This window comes from Brevundimonas sp. LPMIX5 (assembly GCF_003576505.1).
Lineage (GTDB): Bacteria > Pseudomonadota > Alphaproteobacteria > Caulobacterales > Caulobacteraceae > Brevundimonas > Brevundimonas naejangsanensis.
In genome coordinates this window covers 459,621-480,980 of the sequence record NZ_QWTZ01000002.1, presented here as the reverse complement: position 1 = coordinate 480,980, position 21,360 = coordinate 459,621, and the positions used below count along the sequence as shown (strand labels likewise).

Sequence of the window (21,360 nt, the reverse complement as noted above, 5' to 3'; positions counted from 1 at the left end):
ACATGGACGCTGCGACTTCCTTCTGGGCCACTCCCGTCGGCTGGACCCTCGCCACTCTGGGCGGGATCCTGCTGGTCGTGGTCGGCATCCTGATCTCCCTGGCCTTTCTGCTGCTGGCTGACCGTAAGATCTGGGCGGCCGTTCAGCTGCGCAAGGGGCCGAACGTGGTCGGTCCCTTCGGCCTGCTGCAATCCTTCGCCGACTTCTTCAAGTTCGTGTTGAAGGAGATCGTCGTCCCGGCCGGGTCGGACAAGGTGGTCTTCATCCTGGCCCCGCTGATCAGCTTCGTGCTGGCCTTCATCGCCTGGGCGGTGATCCCGTTCGCGCCGGGCTGGGTGGTGTCGGACCTGAACGTCGGCATCCTGTACATCCTCGCGATCAGCTCGCTGGGCGTGTACGGCATCATCATGGGGGGGTGGGCTTCGAACTCGAAGTATCCGTTCCTGGGCTCGCTGCGTTCGGCGGCGCAGATGGTGTCCTATGAAGTTTCGATGGGCCTCATCATCATCAACGTCATCCTGCTGGCGGGGACAATGAACCTGACCGAGATCGTGACCCAGCAACAGGGTTGGATCTGGAACTGGAACGCCTTCGGCGGCGGCCTCGAGACCCTGCCGACGATCATCGTCATGCTGCCGATGACCATCGTTTTCTTCATCTCGGCCCTGGCCGAGACCAACCGCCCGCCGTTCGACCTTCCCGAAGCGGAATCGGAACTGGTAGCCGGTTATCAGGTCGAATATTCCTCGACCCCGTACCTGCTGTTCATGATCGGCGAGTACGCCAACATCGTCTTCATGTGCGCCATGATCACCCTGCTGTTCTGCGGCGGGTGGAATCCGGGCTTCCCCACCGACTTCCTGAACAGCGTCCCGGCCTTCGTCGCCAACCTGTTCTACCTGGCGGTCTTCGCCGTGAAGGTGGTCTTCTGGTTCTTCATGATCGCCCTGGTGAAGGCCTTCGTGCCTCGCTATCGCTATGACCAGCTGATGCGTCTGGGCTGGAAGATCTTCCTGCCGGCCTCGCTGGTCGCCGTGGTCTTTGTGGCGGCGTGGCGCGTCTTCGCGGTGGGCGGCTGATGGGCGGTTACGCCACATTCCTGATCGCGCTGGCGCTCGCCGCCGGCCTGTCGGCCTGCACCTTCAAGCCGATGGATCCGGCCGCGCCCGAGACTGCGTCCGCGCGTCTCGAGCGGCTGGACCGCGAGCGGGGAGAGGAGGCGGACAAGCGTGCTTATTGCCAACGTCTGTCGCGGGACGATCCGCGCTTCAACAGGGACGGCTGCGAACGCCGGATCGGCGGATGAAGACGAAAGCCGCAGCCCTCATGTTCGCCTTGGTCGCGCCCATGCTGGCGTCGGCCTGCGCGCCCTATGAGGCCGAGCCCGTCTCGGTCTATCAGTGGGAACGCAAGGTGCAGGAAGTTGAACGGCGCGAGGCGGAACGCCAGCGCCTGTGCCAGACCCTCGACAAGGAAAGCGCCCGCTATCAACGCGAGTGCGCCGGAGTGAAATCGTAATGCTGACCCGTATCGTTCAGGCGGCCAAGGGCGCGATGCTGACCGACGTGTTCGGCGCTGTCGGCCTGTCGCTGAAGTACATGGCCAAGCCGAAGGCCACGGTGAACTATCCGTTCGAGCGCAATCCGCAGTCGCCGCGTTTCCGTGGCGAACACGCGCTGCGTCGCTATCCGAACGGCGAAGAACGCTGCATCGCCTGCAAGCTGTGCGAGGCCATCTGCCCCGCCCAGGCCATCACCATCGAGGCCGAACCGCGCGCCGACGGCAGCCGCCGCACGACGCGCTACGACATCGACATGGTCAAATGCATCTACTGCGGTCTGTGCCAGGAGGCCTGCCCGGTGGACGCCATCGTCGAGGGACCGAACAGCGAGTTCGCCACCGAGACCCGCGAAGAACTGCTCTATGACAAGGCGCGCCTGCTGGACAACGGCGACCGCTGGGAGCGTCTGATCGCGAAGAATCTGGAACTCGACGCTCCGTATCGCTAAACGGAGCGGCGATTCCGCCACGCTGACCCTGACCTCCGGGCCGGGGCCGATTTCTGGAAGGGTCCGGGATTTCCATCCGGGCCATTGGTTTTGAAGAGGGGCGTCGTCCCGCACATGTTGCAAGGCCTGGCCTTCTATCTTCTGGCGACGGTCGCCGTGGTTTCCGCCCTTCTGGTGGTGACCGCGCGCAACCCCGTGCACTCCGTTCTCTGGCTGATCCTGACCTTCTTCTCGGCGGCCGGCCTGTTCGTGCTGCTGAGCGCCGAGTTCCTGGCGATGCTGCTGGTGGTCGTCTACGTCGGCGCCGTGGCGGTGCTGTTCCTGTTCGTCGTCATGATGCTGGACGTCGACTTCGTGAAGCTGCGCGAGGGTTACGCGCGCTACCTGCCGCTGGCGGGCATCGTGGCGGGCGTCCTGCTGGCCGAGATGATCATGGTGTCGATCAGCGTCGTGCAGGGCGGGGCCGCCCGCGACGCCGCCTCGCCGGTTCCGGCCGGACCTGACGTCACCAACATCGAGACGATCGGCCGCGTGCTCTATACCGACTACGTCTACTTCTTCCAGGCGGCGGGCGTGGTCCTGCTGATCGCCATGATCGGCGCCATCGTCCTGACCCTGCGTCACCGTCCGGGCGTGCACCGCCAGGATCTGGCGGCCCAGGCCAACCGCGAACGCGCCAAGGCCGTCGAGGTCAAGTCCGTGACCACGGGCCAGGGCGTCACCCCCGAGGAGCTTCTGTGATGGATATCTCGCTCCAGCACTATCTGGCGGTCGCCGCCATGCTGTTCACCATCGGCGTCTTCGGCATCTTCGTGAACCGCAAGAACGTCATTATCATCCTGATGTCGGTCGAGATGATCCTGCTCGCGGTGAACATCAACTTCGTGGCCTTCTCGACCCACCTGAACGACGTGTCGGGTCAGTTGATGGCCATGTTCGTCCTGACCGTCGCCGCGGCCGAGGCCGCCGTCGGCCTGGCCATTCTCGTGACCTTCTTCCGTAACCGCGGCGACATCGCGGTCGACGACGCCTCCGTGATGAAGGGCTGATCGGAACCGTGACTATCCAGACTCTCGTCACTCTCGGCGTCTTCGCCCCCCTGCTGGGGGCCATGATCGCCGGTTTCTTCGGTCGCCGGATCGGCGACATTCCGTCTCAGGCCGTGACCACGGGCCTGCTGTTCTTCTCGTGCGCGGTCTCCTGGATCGTGTTCAGCCAGTGGACCTGGGGCGGGCTGGAAGCCTTCACCGTGCACATCGCGCCGTTCATCCACGTCGGCGACTTCCAGTCGAACTGGTCGATCCGCGTCGACGCCATGTCGGCGGTCATGCTGATCGTCGTGACCAGCGTCTCGTCGCTGGTTCACCTCTATTCCTGGGGTTATATGAAGGAGGACGACAGCCGTCCCCGCTTCTTCGCCTATCTGTCGCTGTTCACCTTCATGATGCTGGCGCTGGTGACGGCCGCCGACTTCGTGCAGATGTTCTTCGGCTGGGAAGGCGTGGGTCTGGCGTCCTATCTGCTGATCGGCTTCTGGTACAAGAAGGCCTCGGCGTCTTCGGCGGCGATCAAGGCCTTCGTGGTCAACCGCGTCGGCGACTTCGGCTTCCTGCTCGGCATGATGACCGTCTTCTGGATGTTCGGCACGATCGAGTTCGCCAAGCTGTTCCCGATGATCGCGGGCAAGGTCGGCGCGGGCTGGGAGTTCCTGGGCTACACCTGGTCGGCGCTGGATCTGGCCGGTCTGCTGCTGTTCGTCGGCGCCATGGGCAAGTCGGCGCAGTTCTTCCTGCACACCTGGCTGCCGGACGCGATGGAAGGCCCGACCCCGGTGTCAGCCCTGATCCACGCGGCCACCATGGTCACGGCCGGCGTCTTCATGGTCTGCCTGCTGTCGCCCCTATATGAGCACGCGCCCGTCGCGTCGCAGTTCATCGCCATCATCGGCGGGATCACCGCCATCTTCGCCGCGACCGTCGGCATGATGCAGAACGACATCAAGCGGGTGATCGCCTATTCGACCTGTTCGCAGCTGGGCTACATGTTCTTCGCGGCGGGCGTCGGCGCCTATCAGCCCGCCATGTTCCACCTGTTCACGCACGCCTTCTTCAAGGCCCTGCTGTTCCTGGGCGCCGGTTCGGTGATCCACGGCATGCACCACGAGCAGGACATGCGGAAGATGGGCGGCCTGTGGAAGCTGCTGCCCGTCACCTATGCGACCATGATGATCGGCACCATCGCCATCACCGGCCTGGGCATGCCCGGCGTCGGCGGCTTCGCAGGCTTCTACTCCAAGGACTCCATCCTCGAGAGCGCCTATGCCGCAGCGACGACCGGCCACTCGGCCGCGGGCATGTTCGCCTTCGTCATCGGCATCTCGGCGGCTCTGCTGACGGCCTATTATTCGTGGCGTCTGGTGTTCATGACCTTCCACAACAAGCCGGTTTGGAAGGAAGAGGAGGGCGCGCACGACCATCACGCGGACGATCACGCCTCGCACGCTCAGATCGAAACCCATTCGGAGCCGCTGGACGGCGACGATCACGCGCACGACGACCATCACCACGGTCCGCTGAAGCCGCACGAGAGCCCGTTGGTCATGGTGCTGCCGCTGCTGCTGCTTTCGGTCGGCGCGGTGGCCGCGGGCATGATCTTCGCCCCGCACTTCATCGGCCATCATGAGGCCGAGTTCTGGCGCGGCGCCATCTTCGTCGGCGGCGACAACCACGTCCTGCACGAGAGCCACAACGTCCCGACCTGGGTGAAGTGGGCGCCGCTGATCGTGACGCTGCTGGGCACGGCCATCGCCTACTGGCTGTATGTCGTGAAGGAAGGGGCGGCCAAGGAAATGGCCGACCGCAAGGGCCCGCTGTGGACCTTCCTCTACAACAAGTGGTTCTTCGATGAACTGTATGACGCCGTCTTCGTGAAGGGCGCCAAGGTGATCGGCGACTTCTTCTGGAAGATCGGCGATGTGAAGATCATCGACGGCCTCGGCCCGAACGGCGCGGCCTGGGCTTCGCTGAAGTCGGGCGGCTGGCTGTCCCGGTTCCAGTCCGGTTTCGTCTACTTCTATGCATTCGTGATGCTGATCGGCGTGGCTGCGTTCCTTGCCTTCGCCATCTTCACGTGGGGAGCCTGAGCCTCGTGCCTCACATTCTGAGCATCGTCACCTTCCTGCCGCTTCTCGGCGCGGCCGCGATCCTGGTCGCGCGCCTGCTGAACAAGGGCGGTCAGGACGCCGCGGCCCCGGCCGCCCGCTGGATCGCCCTGGTCACCACCATGCTGGTGCTGGCGGTGTCCGTCGTGCTGGTCGCGCAGTTCGATCCGTCGAACCCGGCCTATCAGTTCGTCGAGAACCACGCCTGGTTCGCGGGCGCCAGCTATCATCTGGGCGTGGACGGGATTTCCATCCTGTTCGTCCTGCTGACGGCCTTCCTGCTGCCGATCTGTATCGTGGCCAGCTGGAAGTCTATCCAGACGCGCGTCGTCGAATACATGATCGCCTTCCTGATCCTGGAGACGCTGGTCATCGGGGTGTTCACTTCGCTGGACCTGTTCCTCTTTTACATCTTCTTCGAAGGCACCCTGGTCCCGATGTACCTGATCATCGGCATCTGGGGCGGCGCCAACCGCATCTACGCGGCGTACAAATTCTTCCTGTACACCCTGCTCGGGTCGGTCCTGATGCTGCTGGCCATGCTGTGGATGGCGCACACGACCGGCACCACCAGCATCCCTGAGCTGAAGCAGTACGCCTTCGACGCCTCGGTGCAGCCGCTGTTGTGGCTGGCCTTCTTCGCCTCCTTCGCGGTGAAGATGCCGATGTGGCCGGTGCACACCTGGCTGCCTGACGCCCACGTTCAGGCGCCGACGGCGGGTTCGGTCATCCTGGCCGGCATCCTGCTGAAGCTGGGCGGCTACGGCTTCATCCTGTTCAACATTCCGATGTTCCCGCTGGCGTCGCAGATGTTCACGCCTCTGGTGCTGACGCTGTCGGTCATCGCCATCGTCTACACCTCGCTGGTCGCCTTCCGTCAGACGGACATCAAGAAGCTGATCGCCTATTCGTCGGTCGCCCACATGGGCTTCGTGACCATGGGGATCTTCGCCGGCAACGACACCGGCGTTCAGGGCGCTGTCTTCCAGATGCTGAGCCACGGCCTGATCTCGGGCGCGCTCTTCCTGTGCGTCGGCGTGGTCTATGACCGGATGCATACGCGTGAGATCGCCCTCTACGGCGGCCTGACGGCGCGGATGCCGTGGTATGCGGCCATCTTCCTGATGTTCACCATGGCCAACGTCGGCCTGCCGGGCACCTCGGGCTTCATCGGGGAAGTGCTGACCATGACGGGCGCCTATCAGGTCTCGACCTGGACGGCTCTGATCGCCGCCTCGGGCGTGATCCTCTCGGCGGTCTATGCGCTGACGCTGTTCCGTAACGTCATGTACGGCCCGATCACCAACCCGGCGCTGGAAAACATCACCGACATCGACAAGCGCGAACTGTTGATCTTCGTGCCCCTGATTGTCGGCACCATCTGGCTGGGCCTCTATCCCAACGCCGTTCTGGACTACACCGGGCCAAGCGTTGAGGCCCTGACGACCGCCTATCGCGCAGCCATCGGCGGGTGAGAGCATAATGACTGATCTGTCTTCCGCCCTTCATCTCTCGGCTCCCGAACTGACCCTTGCGGTCGGCGGTCTGGTGCTGCTCATGGTCGGCGCCTTCTCCGGCGAGAAGTCGACGCGCCTGGTTTCGGGCCTGTCGGTTCTGCTGCTGCTGGCGGCGACGGCGTTGGCTGTCGTCGGCCCGTTGGGTTCGGCGTTCAACGGGGCCTATGTGGCTGACCCGCTGGCCGTTTACGGCAAGGCGGTGATCTTTCTGTCCGCCGCCGTGGCTGTGGTGCTGGGCGACAGCTGGATGCACCGCAACAATATCGCCAAGTTTGAATATCCGATCCTGATCGTGCTGGCCTCGGTCGGCATGGGGATGATGGCCTCGTCGGGCGACCTGATCTCGCTCTACATCGGCATCGAGATGCACTCGCTGGCCCTGTATGTCCTAGCCGCCTATCGCCGCGACGACCTGAAGGCCTCGGAAGCCGGTCTGAAGTATTTCGTCCTGGGCGCGCTGTCGTCGGGTCTGCTGCTCTACGGCGCCAGCCTGATCTACGGTTTCGCCGGGTCGATGCGGTTCGAAGACATCGCCGCCTTCGCCAGCGCCAACCCCGGTCCGGGCCTGATCTTCGGTCTGGTCTTCCTGATCTGCGGCCTGGCGTTCAAGGTTTCGGCCGCGCCGTTCCACATGTGGACGCCCGACGTCTATGAAGGCGCCCCGACGCCGGTCGTGGCCCTGTTCTCGACGGCGCCCAAGGTGGCGGCCATGGTGCTGATCATCCGCGTGCTGGTCGAAGGCTTCGGCCTGGCCCATGCCCAGTGGGCCCAGGTCGTGATCCTGATCTCGCTGATCAGCTTCGCTGTCGGCGCCTTCGGCGGCCTGATGCAGAAGGACATCCAGCGCCTGCTGGCCTATTCGTCCATCATCAACATCGGCTACGCCCTGCTGGGCGTGGCGGCGGGCACGCATGTCGGCGTTCAGGCGACCCTGATGTTCATGACCCTGTATGTTGTGGATCAGATCGGCTTCTTCGCCATCCTGCTGTCGCTGAGCCGCAATGGCCGTCCGATCCGCAAGATCGCCGACCTGGCGGGCCTGAAGAAGGATCGTCCGCTGATGGCCGTCGCCCTGACGATCCTGTCGCTGTCGGCTGTGGGCATTCCGCCGATGTCGGGCTTCTGGGGCAAGTTTTATGTCTTCGGCGCGGCCGCCGACGCCGGTTACTGGATGGCGGGCGCTGCGGGTCTGGTGGCCTCGGTCGTCGCAGCCTTCTACTATCTGCGCATCATCAAGGTGATCTGGTTCGACACGCCGGAGTTCGACGTGACCACGGACAAGGCGCCGGTCAGCGCCCAGTGGATCGGCTGGGCGGCTGCGGCCTTCAGCTTCCCGGTGCTGCTGATCGCCCTCACCTGGCTGGAGCCGCTGACGCGCGCGGCGGCCGCGGGCGTCGGGATCGGATAAGGGGCCTTGGCGGCTCCGGTCCTGATCCTCGAAGAGACCGACTCCACCAACGCCGAGGCGCGTCGCCGCGCCGAGGCGGGCGAGGCCGAGCCGCTGTGGATTGCAGCCCAGCGTCAGACGGCTGGGCGGGGCCGTCGCGGCCGCGCCTGGGACAGCCGGGACGGCAATCTGGCCACGACCCTGCTGCTGACGCTGAACCGCACTCCGGCCGAGGCGGCGCAACTGACCTTCGCCGCCGCGCTGGCGGTGGCCGATCTGCTGGACCGCTATGTTCCGCCAGCGCTGGTCAGCATCAAATGGCCTAATGACGTGCTGCTGGACGGGCGCAAGTCGTCCGGCATCCTGATCGAATCCGGGCCTGCGCCTTCTGGCGGCCTGTGGCTGGCCGTGGGTATCGGCGTGAACCTGTCCCATGCGCCCGAAGGGACCGAGCGGCCGACCACCTGCATCGCCGAGCACCTGCGTCACGACGTGACCGCTGCGCCGTCGATGGAGGAGGGGGCGAAGGCGCTGGCCGAAACCTTTGACGCCTGGCTGGAACGCTGGACGCGTCTGGGCTTTCAGCCGGTGCTGGACGCCTGGGTCGCGCGGACGCCGGGCCTGTTCGGACCGTGCACGGCGCGGCTGAGCCACGAAACCCTGAGCGGGATCGCCGACGGCGTCGAGGCCGACGGCGCCCTGCGTCTGAAACTGCCGGACGGAAACCTGCGAGTGATCTCTGCGGGCGACGTCTTCTTCGGAGAGGCTGCCTGATGCTGCTGGCGATCGAGCAAGGCAACACCAACACCCTGTTCGCCGTCCATGACGGTCAGGAGTGGATCTTCCAGTGGCGCACCGCCACCGATCCCATGCGCACGGCCGATGAATACGCCGTCTGGCTGCATCAGTTGTTCGAGATGCGCGGGCATGGCCTGACGATGGGCGACATGGACGGCTGCATCATCTCCAGCGTGGTGCCGCAGTCGATCTTCAACCTGCGCAATCTGGCGCGGCGGTATCTGAGCGTCGAGCCTCTGGTGATCGGCGAGAACGTCGAGCTGGGCATCGAGGTGCGTATCCATAAGCCCAGCGAGGCCGGAGCCGACCGTCTGGTCAACGCCATCGGCGCCTTGCAGGTTTACGAGGGCGACCTGCTGCTGATCGACAGCGGCACCGCCACGACGTTCGACATCATTTCCGGCGCCAACGGGCAGGGCATGGGCGCCTTTGAAGGCGGTTTGATTGCGCCGGGCATCAATCTGTCGCTTCAGGCCCTGCACGAGGCGGCGGCCAAGCTACCGCGCATCGCCATTCAGCGCCCCGACACCGTGATCGGGCGCGACACCGTCACCTCCATGCAATCGGGCGTCTTCTGGGGCTATATCGCCCTGATCGAAGGGCTGGTGGACCGCATCAAGGCCGAGTGGGGCAAGCCCATGACGGTCATCGGCACCGGCGGCGTCGCCTCACTGTTCGAGGGCGCAACTGACTCTATCGACCGGTTCGATCCGGACCTGACCATCCGCGGCCTACTCGAAATCTGGCGGCGGAACTCCCATCTGTAAGGCCGTATGACTAAGAAAAATCAAAACGACGAACTCGTCTTCCTGCCGCTGGGCGGCTCGAACGAGGTCGGAATGAACCTGAACGCCTATGGCTTCGGCCCGGCGCATGATCGCAAATGGATCATCGTCGACGTCGGCGTGACCTTCGGCGACCAGTCCACGCCGGGTGTGGACGTGATCGTGCCCGATCCGACCTTCCTGGAAGGCGAGAACATCCTCGGCATCGTGCTGACGCACGCGCACGAGGATCACATCGGCGCCCTGGGCTGGCTGTGGCCCCGTATTCAGGCGCCGCTGTACGCCACGCCTTTCACCGCCTTCCTGATCCGCGAGAAGCTGCGTGACGCCGGCATCTATGAAGATGTCGAACTGATCGAGGCGCCGCTGGGTTCGACCGTGGATCTGGGCCCGTTCGAAGTGACCTACGTCACCATCACCCACTCGATCGCCGAGCCGAACGGCCTGGCCATCAAGACGCCTCTGGGCACGGTGCTGCACACCGGCGACTGGAAGATCGACAACGATCCGGTCGTGGGCGAGCGCACCGACGTCGACTTCATCCAGAAGCTGGGCGACGAAGGCGTTCTGGCCATGGTGTGCGACTCCACCAACGTCTTCGTCGACGGCGTCGCCGGGTCCGAGGGCGAGGTGAAGGTCAAGCTGGCCGAACTGATCAGCGGTTTGAAGGGCCGGGTCGCGGTCGGCTGCTTCGCCTCCAACGTCGCGCGCATGGACAGCGTGATCCGCGCCGCCGAGGCCGCCGGGCGCCGTGTGGCGCTGGCCGGTCGCTCGATGCACCGCATCACCGCCGCCGCCAAGTCGGTCGGCATGTTGAGCGACCTGAAGCCTTTCCTGTCGGAGCAGGAGGCCAAAATCTGGCCGGCGGACGAGATCCTGTACCTGTGCACCGGCAGCCAGGGCGAGGCGCGAGCCGCCCTCTCTCGCGTGGCCGAAGGGACGCATCCCTTCATCAAGCTGGGGCAGGGGGATCACTGCATCTTCTCGTCGCGTGTCATCCCCGGCAACGAACTGGCCATTGGCCGTCTGCAGGACAAGATGGCCGAGCGCGGGGTGCGCATCTACACTGAGAAGGACCATCCCGGCATCCACGTCTCGGGCCACCCGTGCCGTGACGAACTGCGCCAGATGTATCAGTGGGCCCGGCCGCAGATCGCGGTGCCGACCCATGGCATGCGCCGTCACCTGATCGAGCACGGCAATCTGGCCAAGGACATGCAGGTCCCCGAGACGGTGACGCCGCGCAACGGCGACATGGTGCGCCTCGCCCCCGGACCCGCCGCCATCATCGACGAAGTGCCCTCGGGCCGCCTGTTCGTCGACGGCGGCATGCTGGTCGAGGAGGGCGGCGAGGCCCTGCGCGAGCGTAAGCACGCCGCCAGCAACGGCATCCTGATCGTCAGCTTCGTCCTGGATAAGCGCGGCCGGATCGCCAGCGACATCGACGTGCGCGGCATCGGCCTGCCCGGCGACGCGGACCGCCCGCTGGGCGATGTTCTGGACGACATGGCCGAGCGCGTCGAGAACACGGTGCGCGGCCTGAAGGGCGAGGCTCTGGAAGACGAGATGGTCATTGAACAGGCCGTCAGCCGGACGCTGAAGAAGGCCAGCCAGCAGATCTGGGATCGCCGTCCCATCGTCGAAACCGTGGTGCTGAGGCTCTGATGGCGGATCGGCTGTATCTGCTGAACGCCGACTGGTTCGACGATCAGGGCGGGCCGTGGTTCTGCCCGCCCGGCGCGCGGATCGAAGGCGTTCTGGGCCTGTATCCGCGCCTGCGCGAGCACTTGACCGTTACCTATCTGGATCACCCGCGCCCGCGCCCGGCCGTAATTGCCGAAGTGGGGGAGGCGAACCAGAGCTGCCCCCTTCTGGTGCTGGACGACGAGTTCGACTGGCCGGATGCTCAGGTCAGTGAGGAAACGGGAGCGCGCTTCCTGCAGGACGACGACATCCTGCCCTACTGGGCGGCGCGCTACGGGATCGGTCGGCCGCATCCGTAAGCAGTGAATCCTTCTCCCGATGGGAGAAGGTGGTCCGAAGGACCGGATGAGGGTTCCGGCCGATGTCGGCGAAAGCCGTTGCAAATACGGCTGATTGCCGAACCCTCACCCTTTCGCTTAGCGGATCGCCTTCGGCTCTCCGAAGCTCAAGCCCTCTCCCATCGGGAGAGGGCGTTAGAGCGTGGTCTTGCGGTAGTTGTCGCGGTCCAGGTTTCCGATCTCGACCGAGATCTGGCGCGGGCCGTCATAAGGCGCGACCCCGGCCAGCAACGCGGCCTGCACCGCTTCGCCCAGCGCAGTCTTCTGTTCCTGGGTGCGGCCGCTGAGGATGCGCAGGTCGCAGTGGACCATGGCCTGCTCCGGGGCGCCGTCGGCGATGATCAGGTTTTCGCAGCGGACGATGCGGGTCTTGCAGGCGGGCAGGGTCGCGCCGACCGTGTCGACACAGAGGCGATGAATCTCCAGCGCCAGGGCGCGCCAGTCGGTCGCGTCGAAATGGGTGGAGTGTTCCAGCGTAATCTGTGGCATTCAGGGCGTCCTTGTTGCGGAGCCCCTCCTTATCGCCCCGCGACGATGATTGCGATGAACGGACTTTAGAGACGATGCCCCTTGGCCCCTTCACCCTGATCGCCACTTTCCTGACGGTGTGGTGGATCGTCCTGTTCGCCATTCTGCCGCTGGGGATGTCTGATCAGGTCAAGGATCCGCCGACGGACGGCACCCAGTGGGGTGCGCCGAAGAATCCGAACCTGAAGAAGAAGTTCATCACCACGACCTGGGTGTCGGTCATCGTCTGGCTGGTGATTGTCGCCTTCGTCTGGATCGGCTGGACCCCTGTTCCCGACATCACCCACGCGAACGCGCTCTAGCTTTCGCCCCCTTCGCCCGGTTAAACCTCGGGCCTGACTGAATTTGCCGAGAATCCTCCCATGCGCCTGTCGCGCTACTTCCTGCCTATCCTGAAAGAAGCCCCCTCCGACGCTCAGATCGTGTCGCATCAGTTGATGCTGCGCGCGGGCATGATCAAGCAGGAGGCCGCCGGCATCTACGCCTGGCTGCCGTTGGGCCTGCGGGTGCTGCGCAAGATCGAGAACATTGTGCGTGAGGAGCAGGTAAAGGCCGGCGCCGTCGAACTGCTGATGCCGACACTGCAACTGGCCGACCTGTGGCGCGAGAGCGGCCGCTACGACGCCTATGGCCCGGAGATGCTGCGCATCACCGACCGCCACGAGCGCGAGCTGCTGTACGGGCCGACCAATGAGGAGATGGTCACCGACATCTTCCGCGGCTTCGTGAAGTCGTACAAATCCCTGCCGCTGAACCTCTTTCACATCCAGTGGAAGTTCCGCGACGAGCGCCGTCCGCGCTTCGGCGTCATGCGCGGCCGCGAGTTCCTGATGAAGGACGCCTATTCCTTCGATATCGACGAGGCCTCCGCGCGCATCGCCTATAAGCGGATGTTCGCGGCCTATCTGAACACCTTCGCCCGTCTGGGCCTGAAGGCGGTTCCGATGCGCGCCGACACCGGCCCCATCGGCGGCGACCTGAGCCACGAGTTCATCGTCCTGGCCGAGACTGGCGAGAGCGAGGTCTTCTGTGACCGCAAGTTGGTCGAGATGGCCCCGCCGGGCCACGATCTCAGCGTCGAGCAACTGGAAGGCGTGTTCAACGAGCGCACCGCCCTGTACGCCGCGACCGAGGAAATGCACGACGCGGCTCAGTTCGAGACCCAGACCGCCGAGGGCGACCGCCTGTCGGCGCGCGGCATCGAAGTCGGCCACATCTTCTATTTCGGCACCAAATATTCGGCGGCGATGAAGGCCAATGTCCAGGGGCCGGACGGCAAGGACGCGCCGGTCCACATGGGCAGCTACGGCGTCGGTGTCTCGCGCCTGCTGGGCGCCATCATCGAAGCCAGCCACGACGCTGGCGGCATCATCTGGCCGGATGCGGTCGCCCCGTTCGACGTGGTGGTGATTAACCTGCGCGCCAGCGATGAGGCCGTCTCGGCCGCCTGTGAAGACGCCGTGGCCAAGCTGGAAGCGGCGGGCAAGGACGTGCTCTACGACGACACGGACGAGCGTCCGGGCGGCAAGTTCGCCACCGCCGACCTGATCGGCGTGCCGTGGCAGCTGACCATCGGGCCTAAGGGCCTGGCCGAGGGCGTAGTTGAACTGAAGCGTCGCGCCACCGGCGAGAAGCAGAGCCTGTCGCTGGACGCCGCCCTGGAGCTGCTCACGAAATGACCGACGCCGCGACGGCTGCCGCTCCGCCGCCCGCATCGAAAGGGTCCGGCCCGTTTTCCAGCTGGGAGATCGGGCTGGCGCTCCGCTATCTGCGCGCCAAGCGGAAACAGGGCGGGGTGGCGCTGATCGCCATGATCAGCTTCATCGGCATCATGCTGGCCGTCGCCGTGCTGATCAGCGTCATGAGCATCATGGCGGGCTTTCGCGGCACGCTGATGGACCGGATCCTGTCGTTCAACGGCCATATGTATGTGCAGGGGCCTGTACTCTATGCGCCTGATCGCGACGCGGCGCTGAAGCGGATCGGCGACGTACCGGGCGTCGTGTCGGTGACGCCTCTGACCGAAAGCCCCGCCATGTTCCGCGCGGGTAATCTGGCGACCGGCGGCATGGTGCGCGGCGTAAGGCCTCAGGACCTGGCCTCGATGAAGTTCGTCTTTGAAAGCCTGAGCCCTGAGGCGCGCGAGCGTTTCGGTAAGGGCGAATACGGCGGCGACCACGTCCTGATTGGTAAGACGTTGGCTGAGGAAGCCGGGCTGCGCGAAGGCGATCCTATCTCGCTCTATAGTCCCACCGGCGCTGACAGCGCCTTCGGCAATCTGGGCGGGCTGGAGAAGACCTATATCGTCGGCGGCGTCTATACGTCGGGCGCAGCGGATTACGACCGGGCCTTCATCTTCATGCCGCTGGAGCAGGCTCAGCTCTTCTTCGGCAAGGATGGCGTCTGGGACATCATCGAGATGAAGGTGGCCGAGCCGGACAAGGTTGAGAGCCTGCTGACGCCGGTCCAGCACGCCGCTGGGCCGGGCAATGCGGTCACCGACTGGCGCAACCGCCAGGCCGCGATCTGGGGCGCGCTTCAGGTCGAGCGCACGGCCATGAGCATCATCCTGGGCATGGTGGTCGCCATCGCCGCGATGAACATCATTAGCGGCATCGTCATGCTGGTGAAGAACAAGACGCGCGACATCGCCATCCTGCGGACCGTGGGCGCCAGCCAGTCGTCCATCCTGCGCATATTCTTCATTTCGGGCGCAGCCATCGGCATCGGCGGCACGATCGCGGGTCTGGTGCTGGGCCTGCTGTTCTGCTGGAACATCGGCGCGATCCAGCATTTCCTGGAGGGACTGCTGGGCGTCCAGCTGTTCAACGCCGAGGTCTATATGCTGGATTCCGTCCCGGCCAAGGTCGATCTGTGGGACGTGGTCGGAGTGACCGTCTTCTCCTTCTTCATGAGCTGCCTGGCTAGCCTGCCGCCGTCGTGGACCGCGTCGCGCATCGACCCGGTGGAGGCCCTGCGTTTTGAATAGGCTGCTGAAGAAGAAGCCGACCGTGGCGACGGAAACCAACGGCGCCATCCTGTCGCTGCGCGGGGTGACGCGCACCTATCCGACGGCTCAGGGCGGGTTGACGGTGCTCAAGGGCGTCGACCTGGAGGTTATGCCGGGCGAGGTCGTCGGCCTGATCGGACCATCCGGCTCGGGCAAGTCCAGCCTGCTGCACGCGGCGGGCCTGCTGGAGCGGCCGACCAGCGGCCAGGTGCTGATTGACGGCGAGGATGTGGGCGGGCTGGACGAGAGGGCGCGTACCCGTCTGCGGCTGCATCGAATTGGTTTCGTCTATCAATTCCACCATCTGCTGCCGGAATTTGATGCTCTGGACAATGTCGCCCTGCCCATGCGGATTGCGGGCGTGCGGGAAGGGGAAGCGCGTCGCCGCGCGACCGAGCAACTGACCGCGCTCGGCCTTGGCCAGCGTGTCACGCATCAGCCGGCGCAACTATCCGGTGGCGAGCAGCAGCGCGTGGCCATCGCCCGCGCCCTGGCCAACAGCCCGCGCCTGCTGCTGGCGGACGAGCCGACCGGCAATCTGGACCCTGTCACCAGCCAGGCTGTGTTCGAGGCTCTGCGTGAACTGGCCAAGACCACGGGCGTCGCCGCCCTGATCGCCACGCACAACATGGAACTGGCCGGCCACATGGACCGCGTCTTCGCCCTCAAGGACGGCCATCTGGAGCAGCGCGCCGCCGAAAGTCAGACCTATTAGGAGATGACAAGCGTGGGCTTGAGCGCGGTCCGATAGGGCTGCATCACCCATCGCATGGCGGCCGCGCCGAGCAGCGGCGGGATATCGCCATAGGCGGGGGCGTCAGGACGAAGAGCCTGCTGCAGGGCCAGGATCTCTTCGGACATCAGAACCGGTTGCGACAGGGCCAGCACGCGCTGAACGCGGAAACGAATGGTCTCTCGCCAGGCTTCGTGCGTCACGGCCTGACAGGGACTGACGGTCAGCAGGCGGAGGAAATCATCCAGCGCCGCCGGGCCGCCTTCCATTGCGTAGATGATGACGTCATCGACCGTGACCATGACGCCGGCGAGATTCAGGCTGCGGGCTTGGTCGCGGCGCCTATCGGTCAGCGCGGGCCAGCGTGCGCTGTCAATGAAGCCGCAGGCCGGGCGGGCTAGAAAAACAGCGCTTTGCAGCACGTCGAACCTTCCCGTCTCGTAGCGTGACCGAGACATCGATCGGCGATGAGAAGAAGCGGATCAACTGCGTGGGAATACGAGGTTTTCACGTGCGAAAGCTTGCGTATTTTCAAATGTATGATGCTTGATAACGCCGTCGGTAATCGAAATGATCAGATCGCGAACAAAGCAGGGCGTCCCATCACCGAAGTCGCCATCATCGACGACGATCGAGCGCTGCTGGAACTGACGCTTCTGGCGGTGCGTGAGGCGGGCTTTTCCGTTGTCGGTTTTCACGAACCGCTCGACGCTCTGATGTGGGCCTCCGACGCGGAGCCGACCTGCATTATCGCCGACCTGAAGATGCCGGGGGTCGAGGGGCTGGATCTGGTGGCGGCCTTCTGCGCGCTGAACCGGCACGCGGTCATTATCGTCAGCGCCTTTGTGGACGTGCGAACGACCGTCGACGCCATGCGCTTGGGCGTTGACGACGTCCTGCCCAAGCCTGCGACGATTGATGAGTTGGTGCGCGCCCTGCGACGGGGCATGACCGCGCTGGCTGCGACGGCGCCGCGTGAAGAACTGACCTTCACACGTCGCGAACGACAGGTCGCCGAAATGCTGGTCGAGGGCCTGACGACCAAGCAGATCGCTCAGAACCTGGAGCTCAGCCCGCGCACGGTGGAATTTTTCCGCGCCAGCCTGCTGCGCAAGACCCAGTCGCCCAACTCCGCCGCCCTGGCGTCGGCGCTGACCCGTCTCGGCTTCCTCGCGAATTGAGGTTGACGAGAACAAAGAGGCAACTTAGAACAAATGGGCAACATTTGATCTGGGGATAAAATCAATGGCGCGTTGGGTGAGGGATCTGCTGTCGCTTGCGTCCTGCGGCGGCTTCGTCTGGATGGTCTGGCAGGCGGCCTTCTTGGTGACATGACCGCGCCCCGTTGAGGGGCGACTCCCTGCATGATGATGAAGCGTCGTTTGAACGACGCTGCGATGCGGAGTTTTCTTTTGTCGGATGCGGTGAACAGTCAGGGTTTCGTCCACCTGCGGGTCCGCAGCGCCTATTCCCTGCTGGAAGGGGCGATCAAGGCCGGCAAGATCGGCAAGATGGCGGCTGACGCGGGAATGCCGGCGGTCGGCATGGCCGACCGCGCCAACCTGTTCGGCGCGCTTGAGTTCAGCCAGACGACCAGGGATGCGGGCGTTCAGCCCATCGTCGCCTGCGCCCTGCCCGTGCTCGACATTGGTGGGCAGGTCGCCCAGCGCTGGGCCAAGACTCCCACGGTCGTTCTGATCGCTCAGAACGAGCAGGGCTGGCTCAACCTGTGCGCCCTGTCTTCGGCCGCCTACCTCGACGCGGGCGAGATGGCCGAGCCGGGGGTGCCCTGGGGACAGGTTGTGGATAAGTCCGAGGGGCTGATCCTGCTGTCCGGCGGGCCTGACGGTCCCGTTGATCCTTTGTTCGTGCAGAAGAAACCGGCGGAGGCCGCCGCGGCGCTTGATGAGATGAAGCGGGTCTTCGGCGATCGCTTCTATGTCGAGCTTCAGCGCCACGGCCTGTCCAGCGAGACGGTAGCCGAGGGAGGGCTGGTCGAGTGGGCCTACGCCCACGATGTCCCGCTGGTTGCGACCAATGACGTCTATTACGCCAAGGCGGCGCAGGCGAAGTCGCACGACGCCTTGCTCTGCATCTCCGACGGCGCCTTTACGGGCCAGGAAGATCGCCGCCGGGTTACAGGCGAGCACTGGTTCAAGTCGGCCGAGGCGATGCGAGAGCTGTTCGCCGACCTGCCCGAGGCCTGTGACAACACCGTTCAGATCGCCCGCCGCTGCGCCTTCCTGGTCAAGACGCACAAGCCCATCTTGCCGCGCTTTGATACGGGCGCGGGCCGTTCCGAGGCCGACGAACTGGCGCATCAGGCGCGCGAGGGGCTGAGGGCGCGGCTGGAGAAGAACAAGGCCTATGCGCCCGAGGAGGACTACTGGAACCGTCTCGAGTGGGAGGTCGGGATCATCCAGCAGATGGGCTTCCCCGGCTACTTCCTGATCGTGTCGGACTTCATCAAATGGGCCAAGCTGCATGACATCCCGGTGGGGCCGGGACGGGGGTCGGGCGCGGGCTCACTGGTGGCCTGGTCGCTGACCATCACTGATCTGGATCCCTTGCGGTTCGGCCTGCTGTTCGAGCGCTTCCTGAACCCCGAACGCGTATCGATGCCCGACTTCGATATCGATTTTTGTCAGGAGCGGCGCGAAGAGGTCATCGACTACGTTCAGGACCATTACGGCAAGGATCGGGTGGCCCAGATCATCACTTTCGGCACCCTGCAGGCGCGGGCCGTGCTGCGCGATGTGGGCCGCGTGCTGCAGATGCCGCTGGGCCAGGTGGACCGTCTGGCCAAGATGGTGCCGGCCAACCCCGCCAACCCGGTGACCCTGGCCCAGGCCATTGATCTGGAGCCGCGGCTGCGCGAGGCGCGCGATGCCGAGGCCTCGGTCAAGGCGCTGCTGGAGACAGCGCTGGAGCTTGAGGGGTTGTACCGCAACGCCTCGACCCACGCAGCGGGCATCGTCATCGGCGACCGGCCGCTGACGGAACTGGTGCCGCTGTATCAGGACCCGCGCTCCACCATCCCGGCCAGCCAGTTCAACATGAAGTGGGTCGAGCCTGCGGGTCTGGTGAAGTTCGACTTCCTGGGCCTGAAGACCCTGACGGTTCTGGACCGGGCCAAGGGCTATTTGGAGCGGCGCGGCGCAGCTCAGGACTGGGGCCTGCTGCCGCTGGACGATCCCAAGACCTATGAACTGATGGCCTCGGGCCAGACGGTCGGGGTGTTCCAGCTGGAATCCCAGGGCATGCGCGACACTCTACGCAAGATGCGCTGCGGCTCGATTGAGGAGATCACCGCCCTGATCTCCCTCTACCGGCCGGGGCCGATGGAGATGATCGACACCTATATCGACCGGAAGTTCGGTCGGGCCGAGGTCGACTATCTGCACCCCAGCCTGAAGGAGGTGCTGACCGAGACCTACGGCGTCATCATCTATCAGGAACAAGTGATGAAGATCGCCCAGATTCTGGCTGGCTACAGCCTGGGCGAGGCCGACCTGCTGCGTCGGGCGATGGGCAAGAAGAAGAAGGAGGAGATGGACTTCCAGCGCCTCCGCTTCGTCAAGGGCGCGTCCGAGAAGGGGGTGCCGGAGAGCCAGTCCGGCTCCATCTTCGACCTGGTGGCCAAGTTCGCAGGCTATGGCTTCAACAAGTCGCACGCGGCGGCCTATGCGCTGATCTCGTTCCAGACGGGCTGGTTGAAGGCCAATCATCCGGTCGAGTTCTTCGCCGCCTCCATGAGCCTGGACCTGTCGAACACGGACAAGCTGGCGGTCTTTTATCAGGACTGCCGACGGTTCGAAGTGCCTGTGCTGGCGCCCGACATCAACCGCTCCTCGGCCGACTTTGATGTGGCATGGAAAGACGGGCAGGGCAGCGTGCTTTATGCGCTCGGCGCCATCCGCAACGTGGGTCTGGAGGCGATGCGCCACGTCGTCGAGGTGCGCGAGACGGGCGGGCCGTTCGCCGATATTTTCGACTTCCTGGAGCGGGTCGATCCCAAGGCCGTCAACAAGCGTGCGCTGGAAGGACTGGCGCGGGCGGGCGCCTTCGACAGCATTCATCCTAACCGCCGTCAGTTGTTCGAACAGGCCGACGTCCTGATCGCCTATTGCCAGAGCGTGGCGGCTGAACGCGCCTCGGCTCAGGTGAGCCTGTTCGGCGCTGATCAGGCAGGGGCCGCGCGTCCGCGCCTGAAGAGCGTCGAACAATGGGCCGGGCCGGACAAGCTGGACCAGGAGCTCTATGCTGTCGGCTTCTACTTGTCCGGCCACCCGCTGGAGGAGCTGACGCCCGCCTTGAAGCGCAAGCGGGTGACCTTCGTGGCCGAGGCGCAGGGGCTGGCTGAGGCAGGGCATGAAGCCTTCCAGATGGCCGGGGTGGTGCGTCGTCGTCAGGAACGCGCCAGCGCCCGCACCGGCGAGAAGTTCGCCTTCGTCACCTTCTCGGACCCGACGGGCGAGTTTGAGTGCCTGTTTCCGCCCGAACAGCTTCGGCGTTGCCGCGAGGTTCTGGAGGTCGGGACCTCGGTTCTGGTCAGGGTGCGGGCCAAGGCGGCGGACGGGGAGGTGCGCTTCTTCGGCGACGACGCCAGCCGCATGGACGTGTTGCTGGACGACGCCCAGATCGGATTGCGCGTCATCCTTTCGGCTCAGTCGGCCGACGCCGAGGCGTTGAAGGCGCGGTTGGACCGCGCGCGGGCGCAGGGCAAGGGCGGGGAGGTCTGGCTGCAGGCGACGCTGGGCGGCCGTACTGAAGTGGAGATCAAACTGCCCGGACGATACCGGCTGGACGCGGCGCTGCGCGGCGCGTTGAAGTCGGCGCCGGGGGTGGTGATGCTGGAGGATGCATGATGAGCGAGACGAGCGTAAAGACCCATGCCGGGTCCTGCCACTGCGGCGCGGTGGCGTTTGAGGTCGATGTCGGTCTGGATGGACTGGTCGAATGCAACTGCTCCCATTGCTATCGCAAGGGGTTCGTTCTGGCCTTTGCGCCGCGTTCGGCCTTTCGACTGACGAAGGGGGAGGGGGAGACGACCTCCTATTTCTTCAATCAGCACAAGATCGACCATCGCTTCTGCAAGACCTGCGGAGTGCAGCCGTTCGGTTACGGCGTAGCGCCGGACGGAAGCGAGGTGGCCGCGATCAATATCCGCACCCTGACCGATATCGAGCCGTGGACCTGGACGGCGCAGCGCGTGGACGGTCGCAGCTTCTGAGTTGTTCGGCCGCTTGTGTTTTTCAGGCCTTTCGCCTATATGCGCGGCGCACTTCGCACGTGGGCGTGGCGCGGTCCGGGGAGACATCCCGGCCTGCACCGTTCCGAGGGATCAGCCGATCCTTTTAACCGCCCACGCTAGGTTTGATCGGAAAAAGG

General features: G+C 64.9%; 22 protein-coding genes. 20 read left to right on the top strand and 2 right to left on the bottom strand.

Annotated features, from left to right (window positions below):
* Positions 1-2: 2 nt before the first annotated feature.
* From nuoH to D1604_RS03280, 13 genes are all read left to right on the top strand, one after another.
* Complete coding sequence (gene nuoH, locus D1604_RS03340; RefSeq protein ID WP_119412171.1) at positions 3-1,079, top strand: NADH-quinone oxidoreductase subunit NuoH; 1,077 nt, start codon at positions 3-5, stop codon at positions 1,077-1,079.
* Positions 1,079-1,306, top strand: coding sequence for a hypothetical protein (locus D1604_RS03335; protein ID WP_024352550.1), 228 nt, complete (start codon positions 1,079-1,081; stop codon positions 1,304-1,306). Before nuoH ends, D1604_RS03335 begins: the two co-directional genes overlap by 1 nt.
* Positions 1,303-1,518, top strand: a complete 216-nt coding sequence (locus D1604_RS03330) for a hypothetical protein (protein WP_119412170.1) — start codon at positions 1,303-1,305, stop codon at positions 1,516-1,518. The genes D1604_RS03335 and D1604_RS03330 overlap by 4 nt, the downstream gene beginning before the upstream one ends.
* The gene (gene nuoI / locus D1604_RS03325; protein WP_003170180.1) at positions 1,518-2,009 is read left to right on the top strand and encodes an NADH-quinone oxidoreductase subunit NuoI; all 492 of its coding nucleotides are present in this window, start codon (positions 1,518-1,520) and stop codon (positions 2,007-2,009) included. Before D1604_RS03330 ends, nuoI begins: the two co-directional genes overlap by 1 nt.
* Before the next feature lie 114 nt (positions 2,010-2,123).
* Complete coding sequence (locus tag D1604_RS03320; RefSeq protein WP_024352552.1) at positions 2,124-2,750, top strand: NADH-quinone oxidoreductase subunit J; 627 nt, start codon at positions 2,124-2,126, stop codon at positions 2,748-2,750.
* A complete protein-coding gene (gene nuoK / locus D1604_RS03315) occupies positions 2,750-3,058 on the top strand; it encodes an NADH-quinone oxidoreductase subunit NuoK (protein WP_003164596.1) in 309 nt (102 codons plus the stop codon). The genes D1604_RS03320 and nuoK overlap by 1 nt, the downstream gene beginning before the upstream one ends.
* A 14-nt stretch (positions 3,059-3,072) precedes the next feature.
* Positions 3,073-5,151, top strand: a complete 2,079-nt coding sequence (nuoL, locus tag D1604_RS03310; protein WP_199683677.1) for an NADH-quinone oxidoreductase subunit L — start codon at positions 3,073-3,075, stop codon at positions 5,149-5,151.
* Positions 5,152-5,156: 5 nt separating this feature from the next.
* A complete protein-coding gene (locus D1604_RS03305) occupies positions 5,157-6,644 on the top strand; it encodes an NADH-quinone oxidoreductase subunit M (protein WP_119412168.1) in 1,488 nt (495 codons plus the stop codon).
* Positions 6,645-6,651: 7 nt separating this feature from the next.
* Positions 6,652-8,094 (top strand): NADH-quinone oxidoreductase subunit NuoN, encoded by a 1,443-nt coding sequence (gene nuoN / locus D1604_RS03300; protein WP_119412167.1) that lies wholly within the window; start codon positions 6,652-6,654, stop codon positions 8,092-8,094.
* A 6-nt stretch (positions 8,095-8,100) separates the two neighbouring features.
* Positions 8,101-8,847 (top strand): biotin--[acetyl-CoA-carboxylase] ligase, encoded by a 747-nt coding sequence (locus D1604_RS03295; protein ID WP_119412166.1) that lies wholly within the window; start codon positions 8,101-8,103, stop codon positions 8,845-8,847.
* Positions 8,844-9,638 (top strand): type III pantothenate kinase, encoded by a 795-nt coding sequence (locus tag D1604_RS03290; RefSeq protein ID WP_119412438.1) that lies wholly within the window; start codon positions 8,844-8,846, stop codon positions 9,636-9,638. The genes D1604_RS03295 and D1604_RS03290 overlap by 4 nt, the downstream gene beginning before the upstream one ends.
* A gap of 6 nt (positions 9,639-9,644) precedes the next feature.
* Complete coding sequence (locus D1604_RS03285) at positions 9,645-11,321, top strand: ribonuclease J (protein ID WP_119412165.1); 1,677 nt, start codon at positions 9,645-9,647, stop codon at positions 11,319-11,321.
* Positions 11,321-11,659, top strand: a complete 339-nt coding sequence (locus tag D1604_RS03280) for a DUF3088 family protein (protein ID WP_119412164.1) — start codon at positions 11,321-11,323, stop codon at positions 11,657-11,659. Before D1604_RS03285 ends, D1604_RS03280 begins: the two co-directional genes overlap by 1 nt.
* A gap of 174 nt (positions 11,660-11,833) precedes the next feature.
* Here the strand turns inward: D1604_RS03280 and D1604_RS03275 are convergent, their stop codons facing one another.
* Positions 11,834-12,187, bottom strand: coding sequence for a 5-carboxymethyl-2-hydroxymuconate Delta-isomerase (locus tag D1604_RS03275; RefSeq protein ID WP_119412163.1), 354 nt, complete (start codon positions 12,185-12,187; stop codon positions 11,834-11,836).
* A gap of 74 nt (positions 12,188-12,261) precedes the next feature.
* Between D1604_RS03275 and D1604_RS03270 the strand changes: the two genes are divergently transcribed.
* The 4 genes from D1604_RS03270 to D1604_RS03255 are packed head-to-tail and all read left to right on the top strand — an operon-like array spanning position 12,262 to position 15,951.
* Positions 12,262-12,528: a DUF1467 family protein gene (locus D1604_RS03270; protein WP_024352562.1), complete on the top strand. Its 267-nt coding sequence runs from the start codon at positions 12,262-12,264 to the stop codon at positions 12,526-12,528.
* A 60-nt stretch (positions 12,529-12,588) separates the two neighbouring features.
* Positions 12,589-13,905 (top strand): proline--tRNA ligase, encoded by a 1,317-nt coding sequence (gene proS, locus D1604_RS03265; protein WP_119412162.1) that lies wholly within the window; start codon positions 12,589-12,591, stop codon positions 13,903-13,905.
* Positions 13,902-15,215: a lipoprotein-releasing ABC transporter permease subunit gene (locus D1604_RS03260; RefSeq protein WP_119412161.1), complete on the top strand. Its 1,314-nt coding sequence runs from the start codon at positions 13,902-13,904 to the stop codon at positions 15,213-15,215. Before proS ends, D1604_RS03260 begins: the two co-directional genes overlap by 4 nt.
* A gap of 22 nt (positions 15,216-15,237) precedes the next feature.
* Complete coding sequence (locus D1604_RS03255) at positions 15,238-15,951, top strand: ABC transporter ATP-binding protein (RefSeq protein ID WP_233551830.1); 714 nt, start codon at positions 15,238-15,240, stop codon at positions 15,949-15,951.
* Here the strand turns inward: D1604_RS03255 and D1604_RS03250 are convergent.
* Complete coding sequence (locus tag D1604_RS03250) at positions 15,948-16,391, bottom strand: hypothetical protein (RefSeq protein ID WP_233551828.1); 444 nt, start codon at positions 16,389-16,391, stop codon at positions 15,948-15,950. The genes D1604_RS03255 and D1604_RS03250 overlap by 4 nt on opposite strands.
* 45 nt (positions 16,392-16,436) lie before the next feature.
* Here D1604_RS03250 and D1604_RS03245 point away from each other — a divergent pair, with 45 nt between their 5' ends.
* From D1604_RS03245 to D1604_RS03235, 3 genes are all read left to right on the top strand, one after another.
* On the top strand, positions 16,437-17,150 hold the full coding sequence (locus tag D1604_RS03245; RefSeq protein ID WP_233551826.1) for a response regulator transcription factor: 714 nt from the start codon (positions 16,437-16,439) through the stop codon (positions 17,148-17,150).
* A 231-nt stretch (positions 17,151-17,381) separates the two neighbouring features.
* Positions 17,382-20,837: a DNA polymerase III subunit alpha gene (gene dnaE, locus D1604_RS03240; protein ID WP_119412436.1), complete on the top strand. Its 3,456-nt coding sequence runs from the start codon at positions 17,382-17,384 to the stop codon at positions 20,835-20,837.
* Positions 20,837-21,202, top strand: a complete 366-nt coding sequence (locus D1604_RS03235) for a GFA family protein (protein ID WP_024352569.1) — start codon at positions 20,837-20,839, stop codon at positions 21,200-21,202. The genes dnaE and D1604_RS03235 overlap by 1 nt, the downstream gene beginning before the upstream one ends.
* Positions 21,203-21,360 lie beyond the last annotated feature (158 nt).

Bases quoted from the DNA above. Each gene is read 5' to 3' on its own strand.
- D1604_RS03280 (WP_119412164.1), top strand. From the start codon at position 11,321: ATGGCGGATCGGCTGTATCTGCTGAACGCCGACTGGTTCGACGATCAG.
- proS (WP_119412162.1), top strand. From the start codon at position 12,589: ATGCGCCTGTCGCGCTACTTCCTGCCTATCCTGAAAGAAGCCCCCTCC.
- D1604_RS03245 (WP_233551826.1), top strand. From the start codon at position 16,437: ATGAGAAGAAGCGGATCAACTGCGTGGGAATACGAGGTTTTCACGTGC.
- D1604_RS03285 (WP_119412165.1), top strand. From the start codon at position 9,645: ATGACTAAGAAAAATCAAAACGACGAACTCGTCTTCCTGCCGCTGGGC.
- nuoH (WP_119412171.1), top strand. From the start codon at position 3: ATGGACGCTGCGACTTCCTTCTGGGCCACTCCCGTCGGCTGGACCCTC.
- D1604_RS03330 (WP_119412170.1), top strand. From the start codon at position 1,303: ATGAAGACGAAAGCCGCAGCCCTCATGTTCGCCTTGGTCGCGCCCATG.
- D1604_RS03320 (WP_024352552.1), top strand. From the start codon at position 2,124: ATGTTGCAAGGCCTGGCCTTCTATCTTCTGGCGACGGTCGCCGTGGTT.
- D1604_RS03260 (WP_119412161.1), top strand. From the start codon at position 13,902: ATGACCGACGCCGCGACGGCTGCCGCTCCGCCGCCCGCATCGAAAGGG.
- D1604_RS03275 (WP_119412163.1), bottom strand. From the start codon at position 12,187: ATGCCACAGATTACGCTGGAACACTCCACCCATTTCGACGCGACCGAC.
- D1604_RS03335 (WP_024352550.1), top strand. From the start codon at position 1,079: ATGGGCGGTTACGCCACATTCCTGATCGCGCTGGCGCTCGCCGCCGGC.
- D1604_RS03235 (WP_024352569.1), top strand. From the start codon at position 20,837: ATGAGCGAGACGAGCGTAAAGACCCATGCCGGGTCCTGCCACTGCGGC.
- nuoN (WP_119412167.1), top strand. From the start codon at position 6,652: ATGACTGATCTGTCTTCCGCCCTTCATCTCTCGGCTCCCGAACTGACC.
- D1604_RS03270 (WP_024352562.1), top strand. From the start codon at position 12,262: ATGCCCCTTGGCCCCTTCACCCTGATCGCCACTTTCCTGACGGTGTGG.
- nuoI (WP_003170180.1), top strand. From the start codon at position 1,518: ATGCTGACCCGTATCGTTCAGGCGGCCAAGGGCGCGATGCTGACCGAC.
- nuoK (WP_003164596.1), top strand. From the start codon at position 2,750: ATGGATATCTCGCTCCAGCACTATCTGGCGGTCGCCGCCATGCTGTTC.